Genomic DNA, 12,371 nt, shown 5'->3' with positions numbered 1-12,371 from the left:
ACGCTTTAGTAGACCGGCAGGCACTCTTCCAGCCGCGGGCCGATGCGCAGCGGCTGGATGGATTCTGCCAGCCCGGTTCGCTCGGAAATCTCCACGGCAACGCCACAAAGGGTTGCCGGACCGGTCGCCGCTTCAAACCGGCCCTTCGGTATCTTGGAGACAAACCTGTTGATCGGCTCTTCCTTGTCCATGCCAAGCGATGAATCAAAATCACCACACATGCCGGCGTCCGAGATATAGGCTGTCCCGCCGTTCAGCACCTGGTGGTCAGCCGTCGGAATATGGGTGTGCGTTCCAACGACAAGACTGGCCCGTCCATCGACGAAATGGCCGAAACACTGTTTTTCGCTGGTTGCCTCGGCATGAAAGTCGATGATGACGGCATCGGCCTGTTCCCCCAACGGGCAGGCCGCAAGCTCACGCTCGGCCGTCATGAAAGGATCGTCAAGATCCGGATGCATGAAAATCCGGCCCATAATGTTGCTGACGAGGACCCGCGCGCCGTTGCGCGCGACATAAACACCCGAGCCGCGCCCCGGCGTTCCCCCGGGAAAATTCGCCGGCCTGACGAAACGATCGTGGCGCTCGCAAAAGCTTAGCGCCTCGCGCTGGTCCCACACATGGTTGCCCGTCGTCACCACGTCCGCCCCGCTCTCGATCGTGCGCAGGAATATCTCTTCGGTGATGCCGAAGCCACCGGCCGCGTTTTCGCCGTTAACGACGACAAAATCGAAGCTGAACTCCTCGATCAGTCCGGGCAGCTTGTCCCAAACGGCCGTGCGTCCGCTCCGGCCGACCATATCGCCGAGAAATAATAGCCTCATGAACCGCTGACCTCAGGCATAAGGCGAAGCCCCCTTTCCGTCAGGACCGCCGACAGCGCCACATCATGCGCCTCGCTCGGTATCTGCTCCACTTCCTGCGCCTCGAACGCGACGCCGATCAGCAGCGGTTCTATTCCCTTTTTGCGCAGATTGGCAATCGCCCGGTCATAGTAGCCCGCCCCGTATCCGATACGGTGGCCCCGGCGGTCGAAAGCCGCCAGCGGCACAAGCATGACCGTCGGGTCCACAATGGCTGCCTCCGGCCCGGGCCCGGCGGTTCCAAAACCCGTATCGACCATCGGCGCGCCGCGCAGCAATTCCCTGAACACGATCGTCGTTTTGTCAACGATGGTGGGAAGACACAGTCTTGCGCCTTTTTCCCGCAGCGAGAACATGAGCGGACGCACATCGACCTCCGAACGGATCGGCCAGAAGCCGGAGATCACCGCGCCTTTGTTCAACACGATTGCCTCAGCACCAGCCGTATCTATTGCAAGGCTTGCCTCAATGCGCCACTGCGCATCGAGCGCATCACGCGCGGCAAGCACAGTGCGGCGGATTTCTGATTTGAGTTTCTTTTCGGACATGAGACTGGCCTGTTGCGGAGCGGTCCGCGGCAACCGGCGGAGGTTTACGATCCCGGGAACCTACAGCGTAGGTGGGCGCCGTGTGTAAAAACCCACGAGTCTAAACAGGGACAGCTCCCTTAGGATCGATTAAGGCCCCGGGGATTGTTTTTCCAACCGAGAGGCGCAGACCGCCGCGGGAATATAGTGTCGGCGTGGATGATGCGCCAGCCCCGCGGTTCACAATGTCGCGGTATTCAACTTTTTTCGATCTTTTCGGTAATGCGCTCGATTTGCTCGGTGATCTTGGAGACCGTGTCGGCCAGCGTCGAATCCGCATCGTCGACGCGCGCAAGCGCCGTATCGCGGGTCTTTTTCAGACTGCCGACTTCGCTTTCCAATCCGTGCAGCTTGCGCTGTGCCTCGCTGAGCTCATCCATGACCAGAATCCCGGCCATCACCGTGATGCGCAAGTCACCGATTTCTCCGAACTCACCCTTCAGATGTCCGACATACTGGTCGAATTTGCTCGCAAGCTCCGTCAGGTGAGGCTCCTGGCCTTCCTCGCAGGCCATTCGATAGGCCTTGCCGTCAATGTTCACCGTGACCTGTGCCATCGCCTATCGATCCAAGACCGCGCGGATCGTCTCCATTGCCGTTACGAGCCTGCGGGACACCTCGCGATTCGCCTCCTCAAGCCGGCCTGCCCGTTCCTCGGACTGGTCGAGCTCCTGTGCAAGACGCGACCTGTCGGAATTCAGTCGTTGGACTTCTTCTTCCGCATCAGCAAAGTCGCGCTCTTTCTCAAGGCGTCCATCCACAGAGTTCTCAAGCCGCGACAAAGCCTTGCTGAGATCCTCGAGCGCTGATTTTGCTGTTTTCTCGCCTGACATGCTCTGCCTTATGCCTTCGAGTTCACAATTCGTTTGATTCTCGGGCACTTACCGTACGAAGATTATGCGGTGCAGGAAGCAGGCGTCAAATATTGTTGCACTTCTTGCGCTATTCGATTGGGGATAACCCGTCGCGCTCGACACACATCGGCCTGCGCCCTCATGGCGGCAACAGATCCGCAGGCGGGCTCAATTGCGCCGCCATAAGGCCGATAGGCAGCCTCGTTTGTTGACTCCGCGACGCCACCTGCTATGTGTCACGTGCTTTCAACGGGCGACCGCGCAGGGTCGCTTCTCGATACCCTGATAAAGCCGAAAAAAATCATGATCCCACGCGAAAAACACGATCGGATGGCAAACGCAATCCGTTTTCTTTCCATGGATGCAGTCGAAAAGGCCAAGTCCGGACACCCGGGACTTCCCATGGGCGCCGCCGACATTGCGACCGTCCTGTTCACGCGTTTCATGACCTTCGACCCAAAGAGCCCGGACTGGCCGAATCGCGACCGCTTCGTGCTGTCAGCCGGCCATGGTTCGATGCTGATTTATTCCCTTCTTTATCTCCTCGGATATGAAGACATCACGCTCGAGGAGATCAAGAATTTCAGGCAGCTTGGATACAAGACCGCCGGGCACCCTGAATACGGCCACGCAGCCGGCATCGAAACAACAACCGGACCGCTCGGGCAGGGTCTGGCAAATGCCGTCGGCATGGCGATCGCCGAACGCAAGCTGGCCGACGAATTCGGCAGCGATCTCATGGATCACCACACTTATGTGCTTGCCGGCGACGGATGCCTCATGGAAGGCATCAGCCAGGAGGCCATTGCGCTTGCCGGTCATCTCAAGCTCAACAAGCTGATTGTGTTTTGGGACGACAACGATATTTCGATCGACGGTGCTATCAGCCTTTCCGATTCCACCGACCAGGTGACACGTTTCGAGGCCAGCGGCTGGAATACGATCAGCATTGACGGTCATGATCCAGATGCCATTGCCGAGGCAATCGAGAGAGCCAAAACGTCCGACAGACCAACCATGATCGCCTGCAAGACGACCATCGGCTACGGCGCACCGACAAAGGCCGGCACGGCCAAAGCCCATGGCTCACCGCTCGGCGCGGAGGAAATCGAGGGTGTTCGCGCAAAGCTCGATTGGCCGCACGAAGCCTTCGACGTGCCGTCCGACGTTCTAGACTGCTGGCGTCTTGCCGGGCTGCGCTCCACCAAGGAACGCAAGGCCTGGGAAGAAAAAGTAGAACAGGCCGATGCCGGACAGCGCGCCGCCTTTGTCCGACGCATGAGCGGCGAACTGCCCGGCGGCTTCGACAGCGCCATAGACGAGTACAAGAAAAAGCTCGCCGAAGACAAACCCACAGTCGCAACCCGCAAGGCATCGGAAGCGGCGCTGAATGTCATAAACGGTGTGGTGCCTGAAACGCTTGGCGGCTCGGCAGACCTGACCGGCTCCAACAACACAAAGACCGAACACACGCCGGCCATTACGCCTGACGATTTTTCCGGCCGTTACATCCATTACGGCATTCGCGAACATGGAATGGCGGCTGCAATGAACGGGATCGCCTTGCACGGCGGCCTCATCCCCTATTCCGGCGGATTTCTCATCTTTTCCGATTACTGCCGACCGTCGATCAGGCTTGCCGCACTGATGGGCATTCGGGTGATCCACGTGTTGACGCACGATTCCATCGGGCTTGGCGAAGATGGCCCCACCCATCAGCCGGTCGAGCACCTGGCGTCGTTGCGCGCCATGCCGAACCTGCTTGTCTTCCGGCCGGCGGATGCCACCGAAACCGCCGAGTGCTGGCAGCTTGCCCTTGAGTCGGAGGCAAGGCCCTCCGGCATCGCCTTGACGCGCCAGAACCTGCCGGCAGTCCGCACCTCCTATATCGAAGAGAATATGTGTGCATTCGGCGCCTACGACATCGCCCCCGCGAGCGACGCGGACGTGACCATTTTCGCATCCGGCTCCGAGGTTGAGATCGCCCTGGAGGCCCGCGAGAAGATCGAAGCTGCCGGACACACGACGCGCGTCGTTTCAGTGCCGTCTTTCGAACTGTTTGAAGAGCAGACCGAGGAATACAAGGAAGCGATCCTGGGCAACTCGCCGGTAAAGGTCGCCATTGAGGCGGGTGTGCGTCAGGGTTGGGACCGCTTTATCGGAAATGATGGAATTTTCGTCGGCATGAGTTCCTTTGGGGCCTCCGCGCCTTATAAGGAATTGTATGGCCATTTCGGCATCACGGCCGATGCAGCATTCGAAGCCGTCGAAGCAAAGTTGGAAAGCCTGGCCGGCGACGCCGCCTGATTTTCTGCACACGGATCAGCCCCGCGAGGCTGCTGTCCGGGACCATAGGTATTATTTACGGGAGACTATCCATGACCGTCAAAGTCGCCATCAACGGATTTGGCCGCATCGGCCGCAATGTGCTGCGTGCCCTCATCGAATCGGGCCGCACTGATATCGAGGTTGTTGCAATCAACGATCTGGGACCGGTGGAAACGAACGCGCATCTGATCCGTTACGACAGCGTTCATGGCCGCTTCCCCGGAACAGTGACGGTTGAGGGCGACACCATTGATGTCGGCCGCGGCCCCATCAAGGTCACGGCTATCCGCGACCCGAAAGAGCTTCCCTGGGCAGATGTGGACGTCGCTCTTGAGTGTACCGGCATATTTACGGCACGCGACAAGGCGGCCATGCACCTTGAGAACGGCTCCAGCCGCGTTCTGGTTTCCGCGCCGGCAAGCGGCGCCGACAAGACCATTGTTTTCGGCGTCAATGACGACGCCCTGACGGCCGAGGACCTTGTCGTCTCCAACGCCTCGTGCACCACCAACTGCCTTTCGCCCGTTGCCTATGTGCTCAACAATGCCATCGGCATGGAAAAGGGCTTCATGACGACGATCCACTCCTATACGGGCGACCAGCCGACGCTGGACACGATGCACAAGGATCTTTATCGGGCCCGCGCTGCCGCCATGTCGATGATTCCGACTTCGACGGGCGCTGCCAAGGCGGTCGGTCTTGTCCTTCCCGAACTCAACGGCAAGCTTGACGGTGTTGCCATCCGCGTGCCGACGCCGAATGTATCGGTCGTCGATCTGAACTTCATCGCATCGCGCGAGACAAGTGTTGAAGAGGTCAATGCCGCAATCCGCACTGCCGCCGACGGCGATCTGAAGGGTATTCTCGGTTATACGGACGAGCCGCTTGTGTCCGTGGACCTCAATCATGACCCGCACTCGTCCATTTTCCACATGGACCAGACGAAGGTCCTGGACGGCACATTCGTGCGGATTCTGACCTGGTACGACAATGAATGGGGTTTCTCCAACCGTATGTTGGATACCGCCATCGCCATGGGTAAGCTGATATAGAAGAGGCAAAGGGCGCATGCTGACAATCAGGCCGAATTGCGAATACTGCGATATCGACCTGCTCGCGGATGCGCCCGATGCCATGATATGCAGCTATGAATGCACCTTCTGCGCAAACTGCGTGGAAACCCGGTTGCACAATGTCTGCCCCAACTGCGGGGGCGGATTTGAGAAACGGCCGATCCGTCCGAAAAACGCATACCGGAACGGAACAGGCCTCGGCAATGCGCCGGCCTCAGCCAAGCGGATGCATCTGAAGCATGACCGTGAGAAGCTGGCCGAATTTATCCACCGCCTGAAAGATACCCCGCCACGAGAGCGCTGACCATGAGCCAATTCAAAACCCTGGATTCACTGACCGACGTCGCCGGGAAACGGATTTTGACCCGCGTCGACCTCAACGTTCCGGTTAAAGACGGTGCCGTCACCGATACAACACGCATCGAACGTGTGTGCCCCACCTTGATCGAACTGTCGAAAAAGGGCGCCAAGGTTATCCTGCTCGCCCATTTCGGCCGGCCCAAGGGGGAGGTGGTAGGCAGCATGTCGCTGCAGCCGATCGCCCACACGGTCGAGGAGATCATCGACCATCGGGTGCACTTTGCCGCCGATTGCGTCGGGCAGCCCGCATTGGACGCGGTCAACGCCATGTCAAACGGCGATATCCTGCTGCTGGAAAATGTCCGCTTTCACGCTGGCGAGGAAGCGAACGATCCGCAATTCGCCAAACTGCTTGCCGAAAACGGCGATATCTATGTCGATGATGCCTTTTCGGCAGCCCACCGCGCCCACGCTTCGACCGAGGGTCTGGCGCATATTCTGCCGTCCTATGCGGGACGCACCATGCAGGCGGAACTGGAGGCTCTGGAGAAAGGCCTCGGAAGCCCGGCACGCCCGGTTGTCGCCATTGTCGGCGGGGCCAAGGTGTCGACCAAACTGGACCTGTTGATGAACCTTGTCGGCAAGGTGGATGCCCTGGTGATCGGCGGCGGCATGGCCAATACGTTTCTCGCCGCCAAGGGGACCGATGTCGGCAAATCGCTTTGCGAACACGATCTTGCGGCAACCGCCAAGCAGATCATGATTGAAGCGGCCTCCAACAATTGCGCAATCGTGCTGCCGGTTGACGGTGTCGTCGCGAAGGAATTTGCAGCAGGTGCCGAGAACGAGACTGTCAGCATCAACGCCATACCGGCGGACGGCATGATCCTCGACTTGGGCCCCAAATCCATCGAGGCCGTCAATGACTGGATCCACAAGGCAAATACGCTTGTGTGGAACGGCCCGCTTGGCGCATTCGAGATTGCCCCCTTTGATGCAGCAACCGTCGCTGCCGCCAAATATGCCGCCGAGCGCACCAGGGAAGGTCTCCTGGTTTCCGTAGCGGGCGGCGGCGACACTGTCGCAGCGCTCAATCACGCCGGCGTTGCCAAGGATTTCAGCTATGTATCCACCGCTGGTGGAGCATTCCTTGAGTGGATGGAAGGCAAACCGCTGCCGGGCGTTGATGCGCTCAAGGCTTGAGTGCCTGAAGCCGACAGGCACGGACCGCTGACACGGGATCAGATGAAACGGCCCTGCCGGGTCGTTCGGCTGCCGGCATGAAGACCTTGATCGGCTTTTGGCAGCAGCGCAACATGTGCGAGCCCGCCGGTTGTAGACATTGCGGGTTTTCTGCTGCTTTCAGCACCTCGCGGATACCACTACGCAGACGTCTTCCTGGCTTCAAAGCCAAAGGGCTCATAAACCATGACGAAAAACATCTGAGGATTTCAATCGATTGAAGCACATTCAATCGATTCAATCACCACGCGCGGCATTTTCCTGTCCTCTGTCTTCTGGTATCGGCATGGGAAATTTCGCAAACACGATGAAAAGAACCGCCCCATGCAGCCGTTTGAACCGGCGCTGCGGCCCGCAAGCAAGGAGAGCAATCGATGAGTGAACGCCTGGAAGACATCGCCGGGGCAATGGTAGCGAGCGGCAAGGGAATATTGGCGGCCGATGAATCCAGCGGCACCATCAAGAAACGGTTCGATTCAATCGGCGTTGAATCGACCGAGGAAAACCGCCGCGATTACCGCGAAATGCTCTTTCGCGCCGACGAGGCAATGCGCAAATACATCTCCGGCGTGATCCTATTCGATGAAACGCTGCGCCAGAAGGCAGCCGATGGCACGCCGCTCGTCGAGATCATTCGCAATACCGGCGCTGTACCCGGCATCAAGGTCGACGGCGGTGCAAAGGATCTGGCCGCATTTCCGGGCGAAAAGGTTACCGAAGGTCTTGATGGTTTGCGGGACCGGCTTTCCGAGTATTACGGCCTTGGCGCGCGCTTTGCCAAATGGCGCGGTGTTATTGCCATTTCGGATGTCCTGCCGAACCGGGGCGCGGTTCGCGCCAATGCCCAGGCGCTCGCACGCTATGCAGCGCTTTGCCAGGAAGCCGGCATCGTGCCGATTGTTGAACCTGAAATCCTCATGGACGGCGAGCCGGGCGACCATTCCGTCGACCGTTGCTATGAGGTGACGCAAGAGGTGCTTCGCGCCGTATTTGCCGAACTCTTCAACGCCCGTGTCAGCCTGGAAGGCATGGTCCTGAAGCCGAATATGGTGATCGACGGCAAGAATGCCCGCAAGGCAAGCGTCGAAGAAATCGCGGAAAAAACCGTCCGTTGCCTGCGTGCCACCGTTCCGGCATCCGTGCCCGGGATTGCATTCCTGTCCGGCGGTCAGTCGGACGAAGAAGCAACCGCGCATCTGTCTGCCATGAACGCGGCTTACGATATGCCCTGGCAGCTGACCTTCTCCTATGGGCGTGCCCTTCAGGCCGCATGTCTCCAAGCCTGGGGCGGCAAGCCTGAAAATGTAGCAGCCGGCCAGCGTGCCTTCTCGCATCGCGCCCGCATGAACGGCCTTGCCGCCACCGGCAACTGGAATCGCGACCTCGAACAGGCTGCCTGAGACCACAGCCACACCCGGCACGCTTGACAGCACCTGCAAGCTGGGGCGTCATGGCTTACGGCCTGCCTTGAAATGGCGGGCCGCGAGCAGAGGGCTTTTGGCGAGCGATGAAACATCTCTTTTATGGCATTGCGAGTTGGCTGCTCGCGCCGGTCGCCATTGTGTCAGGCCTTCGGGTGCGGGCAGGCACGCCGCGCCTCAGCCCGCCTCAAGGCAGGCCGTTCGGTGTCGCCGGGCAGGCAGATATTGCACCGTTGCGCCTGCTTGTCGTGGGAGATTCGTCTGCCGCCGGCGTCGGTGTCGACGATGTATCGGAAACCGTCGGAGCACAACTTGCAGCAATTCTCTATGAGCGGACCGGCAAGAGCGTAAGCTGGCGCAACGCCGGTGCCAATTCGGCCGTCTGCGCCGAGATCCGTGATCATGTCGTGCCAAATCTTGAACGGATCGATTACACACACATCATTATCGCTGCCGGTACAAATGACGCAAAGAACTTCGTGACGGCAAAGAAGTTCAAGCGCGGCTTCGGCGGACTGCTCTACGCCCTTCGGGCCAAATGGCCGGAAGCTGTTATCCTGTGGTCCCCGGTTATCGATATGCGGATGGTGCCAAGCCTGCCGCCGCTGCTTGCGCACATCCTTCACATGCGCGCCTCGATCATCAATCGCATGGGAAGGCAGCTCTGCAAGGAGCGTTTCGCCATGGCGGCGGCGCAACTCTATCCCCATGATCCCGCCGGCTTTTCCGAAGACGGCTTTCATGCCGGCGCCGCCGGCTATCGGTATTGGGCCGAGCTTCTTGCCGACACGATTCTGGAAGATGCAGGCGAGCCAGCCACGACGAAAACGGAACACGCCGAGGCGGCACAATAGCAGCCTAAAGCTGGAAAACGACCACAACCATCATCGCCAGAAATGCAAAGACCGCGATCTTCCAGAAGTCACCACGCCGCTTGAGACCCGGAAGACCCAGCGGCCTGATCAGATGGGCGATCATCGCCAGCAGAAGAACGATTGCAATTACTTTGGTCATGGCCGCCCGCTATCCAACGTCGAGAACGATCTTGCCGATATGATCGCCCTCTTCCATGCGGGCATGGGCCGCGGATGCACGCTCAAGCGGAAACATCGTGTCCATGACGGGCGCAACGGCGCGCCTGGAAAGCAGAGGCCAGACTTTACGTCTGAGCTCCGAGGCAATATCGGATTTGAAGACGACGGAGCGCGCACGAAGGGTGGAGCCGGTATGCACGAGCCGTTTCATCATCAGCTTTGAAAAATCCGCCTCGACCCGGGCGCCCTGCAAAAAGGCGATCTGAACGATCCGCCCCTCTACCGCTGCAACGTCATAGTTGCGGGAGATATAGTCCCCGCCCACCATATCGAGAATGAGATCTGCCCCCTCACCTCCCGTCTCTTCCTTGACAACGGCAACAAAATCGTCCTCGCGGTAATTGATGGCGAGATCGGCGCCGAGATCAAGACAGGCCTTGCATTTGTCCTTTGAGCCTGCGGTCACCATCACCTTGGCCCCGAAATGCCTGGCAAGCTGTATCGCCGTCGTTCCGATTCCAGACGAGCCGCCATGGACCAGCAGGGTCTCGCCGGATTGCAGCCCGCCACGCTGGAAGACATTGTTCCACACGGTGAAGTAGGTTTCCGGGATCGCCGCTGCTTCACCGAAGCTGAAGCCGGCGGGAACGGGGAGCGCGTTGGTTTCATGCACCGTGCAGTATTCGGCATAGCCACCCCCCGGCACCAGCGCACAGACCGGATCACCGACCTTGAAAGCGCCGACACCATCGCCCACCGCCTCAACCAGTCCCGCGACCTCCAGGCCCGGTATGTCCGGCGCGCCCGGTGGCGGTGGATATGCACCCATGCGCTGCAGACAGTCGGGACGGTTGACACCGGCAGCCTTGACGGCAATCAGCAGTTCACCGGCGGCCGGCTCCGGCATCGGTCGCTCGACGGCGACGAGAACTTCCGGTCCTCCCGGTTCACGGATTTCAATGGCTTTCATGATTGTCCGGCGGCTCCTGCCCGCCCAGTCTGGTTGGATTCCCTTTTGCATTTCCCATATCATTCAAAATCAGCAATGCCCATGGAGGAAACGATGTCTATTTTTGAGGACGAGCCGCAGAAAAAGCCCCTGACCCATGAAATCGGCTGCGATCTGTCCATGATTTCCGTGGATGAGCTGCAGGAGCGCATTTCGATGCTGCAACAGGAGATCGAGCGGCTGGAGACTGAAAGGTCCTCAAAGGAGAAAAGCAAGAACGCCGCGGAATCGCTGTTTCGCTAGCGGCACCGGGCGCGCAGGATGGTAAACAGCTTTTAAAAATTCGCATTTTCTTAAGGCCGTTAACCCTGCGTTAAGCTTTACGGATCATTATCATATACATCCAGTTCTTCTGGATTCGGACTGAGTGACAAGATGTCATTCTGTTTGATGCCTCCCTGTTAAACTTCTGAGAGCCGCGTCGCGGCTCTTTTTTTTTGCCCAAAGCCTCAATTTTCAGCAAAAAACGGGCTGTTGCACTTTGGTTATCAGAGGCTGAAAGCCGTTAACCCTTCCTTAAGAATTGCCTTGCGTTGCAAGCCGGCAAGCCCCACTGTGAGGCGGCAAGCGGCGGTACGGGTACGGCGGAGCTGCGGCTTGTTGTGTTTATATTATTGTATTATTCGCACCGAACGAGGCATTGGGCATGGCTGATACCAACAAGAATACAATCCAGTTTGCGGAGCGCATCACATCGTCCGCTTCCTTCCGCACGCTTTATTCGGAAGGAATGGGACTGGTTGAGGAAACGGCCGCCTATCTGGACGGAACGGGCCGCGTGGCTGCCAAAGCGCTCCCGCGCATGGCGTCCGTGCTTTATGCCGCTGAATCCATGCGCCTGACCACGCGCCTGATGCAGATGGCGTCCTGGCTGCTCTTGCAGCGCGCCGTCAACAATGGCGAGATGACCCGCGAACAGGTGATTGCCGAAAAGACCAAGGTCCGCCTCGACGGTTTTGCCTGCGACCGCAGCGCACCGGGCTGGGACGATCTGCCCGAAGCATTTCGCGACCTTGTCGAACGTTCGCTGCGCCTCCAGGCGCGCGTCGCACTTCTGGACAAGGAAATCTATCATCGCAAGAGCAATACGCCGTCCACACCGGACAATGAGAATTCGGTCCAGGCGCAACTCTCGCTTCTGAAGACGGCCTTCGGCAACAACTAGAAAATTCAAATTGCCGGCAGCGTTCCGGCAAACAAAAAAACCCCGCTCGTTTCGAGCGGGGTTTTCTGTTCAGACCGGCGTATGCCGGAAACGCGTTTTACAGTCCGAGACCTTCAAACCGCTTCTTGAACTTCGAAACGCGACCGCCGCGATCAAGCAGATGCTGATGACCGCCGGTCCAGGCCGGATGGGCCTTCGGATCGATTTCCAGTGTCATCGTGTCACCTTCAGCACCCCAGGTCGAGCGCGTCTCATATTCTGTGCCATCGGTCATGACCACTTTGATCATGTGATAGTCGGGATGGATATCAGCTTTCATTGCTATGTCCTGCAAAAGTCCGGCCCGGGCGCAGACAACTGCGGCAAACCGGCCCATGTCATAAACAAAGCCGCATACCCGAAAGGTCACGGCTTCCCAATTCGATGGCGAGCCTATACATGAAGGGCTGAAAACTGACAAGAGGGACAGCGGTTTTTTGCCGCCGGTTTACAACG

The 12,371-nt window shown here is 58.8% G+C and carries 15 protein-coding genes and 1 other RNA gene; 8 read left to right on the top strand and 8 right to left on the bottom strand.

Features of this window, described 5'->3' with window-relative positions:
• Nucleotides 1-5 precede the first annotated feature (5 nt).
• The 5 genes from OQ273_RS00835 to OQ273_RS00815 form a co-directional block, all read right to left on the bottom strand.
• Entirely contained in the window at nt 6-824 is an 819-nt protein-coding gene (locus OQ273_RS00835) for a TIGR00282 family metallophosphoesterase (protein WP_267988575.1), read from the bottom strand.
• The gene (locus OQ273_RS00830) at nt 821-1,411 is read right to left on the bottom strand and encodes a 5-formyltetrahydrofolate cyclo-ligase (protein WP_267988574.1); all 591 of its coding nucleotides are present in this window, start codon (nt 1,409-1,411) and stop codon (nt 821-823) included. Before OQ273_RS00830 ends, OQ273_RS00835 begins: the two co-directional genes overlap by 4 nt.
• Nucleotides 1,412-1,428: 17 nt before the next feature.
• Nucleotides 1,429-1,586: non-coding RNA, 6S RNA (gene ssrS, locus OQ273_RS00825), on the bottom strand.
• A 61-nt stretch (nt 1,587-1,647) separates the two neighbouring features.
• Nucleotides 1,648-2,007: a cell division protein ZapA gene (locus OQ273_RS00820; RefSeq protein WP_267988573.1), complete on the bottom strand. Its 360-nt coding sequence runs from the start codon at nt 2,005-2,007 to the stop codon at nt 1,648-1,650.
• 3 nt (nt 2,008-2,010) lie between these two features.
• A complete protein-coding gene (locus OQ273_RS00815) occupies nt 2,011-2,283 on the bottom strand; it encodes a DUF4164 domain-containing protein (protein WP_267988572.1) in 273 nt (90 codons plus the stop codon).
• 324 nt (nt 2,284-2,607) lie between these two features.
• On the opposite strand from OQ273_RS00815, the gene tkt reads away from it, so the two are divergent.
• The 6 genes from tkt to OQ273_RS00785 all read left to right on the top strand — a co-directional run bounded on the left by tkt (nt 2,608) and on the right by OQ273_RS00785 (nt 9,522).
• Nucleotides 2,608-4,611, top strand: a complete 2,004-nt coding sequence (gene tkt / locus OQ273_RS00810) for a transketolase (RefSeq protein WP_267988571.1) — start codon at nt 2,608-2,610, stop codon at nt 4,609-4,611.
• Nucleotides 4,612-4,682: 71 nt separating this feature from the next.
• Nucleotides 4,683-5,684, top strand: coding sequence for a type I glyceraldehyde-3-phosphate dehydrogenase (gene gap, locus OQ273_RS00805; RefSeq protein ID WP_267988570.1), 1,002 nt, complete (start codon nt 4,683-4,685; stop codon nt 5,682-5,684).
• Between the two features lie 16 nt (nt 5,685-5,700).
• Nucleotides 5,701-6,009: a DUF1272 domain-containing protein gene (locus OQ273_RS00800; RefSeq protein WP_267988569.1), complete on the top strand. Its 309-nt coding sequence runs from the start codon at nt 5,701-5,703 to the stop codon at nt 6,007-6,009.
• Between the two features lie 2 nt (nt 6,010-6,011).
• Nucleotides 6,012-7,208 carry a phosphoglycerate kinase gene (locus OQ273_RS00795; protein ID WP_267988568.1) on the top strand — a complete coding sequence of 399 codons (1,197 nt, stop codon included), beginning with the start codon at nt 6,012-6,014 and terminating at the stop codon, nt 7,206-7,208.
• 413 nt (nt 7,209-7,621) lie between these two features.
• Nucleotides 7,622-8,647, top strand: a complete 1,026-nt coding sequence (locus OQ273_RS00790; protein ID WP_267988567.1) for a class I fructose-bisphosphate aldolase — start codon at nt 7,622-7,624, stop codon at nt 8,645-8,647.
• A 107-nt stretch (nt 8,648-8,754) separates the two neighbouring features.
• Nucleotides 8,755-9,522 carry an SGNH/GDSL hydrolase family protein gene (locus OQ273_RS00785; RefSeq protein WP_267988566.1) on the top strand — a complete coding sequence of 256 codons (768 nt, stop codon included), beginning with the start codon at nt 8,755-8,757 and terminating at the stop codon, nt 9,520-9,522.
• Between the two features lie 4 nt (nt 9,523-9,526).
• Here OQ273_RS00785 and OQ273_RS00780 read toward each other — a convergent pair whose 3' ends face one another.
• A complete protein-coding gene (locus OQ273_RS00780) occupies nt 9,527-9,682 on the bottom strand; it encodes a hypothetical protein (protein ID WP_267988565.1) in 156 nt (51 codons plus the stop codon).
• Nucleotides 9,683-9,691: 9 nt separating this feature from the next.
• Nucleotides 9,692-10,672, bottom strand: a complete 981-nt coding sequence (locus OQ273_RS00775; RefSeq protein WP_267988564.1) for an NAD(P)H-quinone oxidoreductase — start codon at nt 10,670-10,672, stop codon at nt 9,692-9,694.
• A gap of 93 nt (nt 10,673-10,765) precedes the next feature.
• Between OQ273_RS00775 and OQ273_RS00770 the strand changes: the two genes are divergently transcribed.
• Together OQ273_RS00770 and rcdA are read left to right on the top strand one after the other, a co-directional pair.
• Nucleotides 10,766-10,954, top strand: coding sequence for a DUF1192 domain-containing protein (locus OQ273_RS00770; protein WP_267988563.1), 189 nt, complete (start codon nt 10,766-10,768; stop codon nt 10,952-10,954).
• A 403-nt stretch (nt 10,955-11,357) separates the two neighbouring features.
• Nucleotides 11,358-11,876, top strand: a complete 519-nt coding sequence (gene rcdA / locus OQ273_RS00765; RefSeq protein WP_267988562.1) for a protease adaptor protein RcdA — start codon at nt 11,358-11,360, stop codon at nt 11,874-11,876.
• Nucleotides 11,877-11,973: 97 nt separating this feature from the next.
• Here rcdA and rpmE read toward each other — a convergent pair whose 3' ends face one another.
• Nucleotides 11,974-12,195, bottom strand: coding sequence for a 50S ribosomal protein L31 (gene rpmE, locus OQ273_RS00760; protein ID WP_267988561.1), 222 nt, complete (start codon nt 12,193-12,195; stop codon nt 11,974-11,976).
• Nucleotides 12,196-12,371: the final 176 nt, after the last annotated feature.

This window comes from Hoeflea prorocentri (assembly GCF_027944115.1).
GTDB lineage: Bacteria > Pseudomonadota > Alphaproteobacteria > Rhizobiales > Rhizobiaceae > Hoeflea_A > Hoeflea_A prorocentri.
The sequence above is the reverse complement of the archived record's forward strand: the minus strand, read 5'-3'. Positions and strand labels throughout refer to the sequence as shown.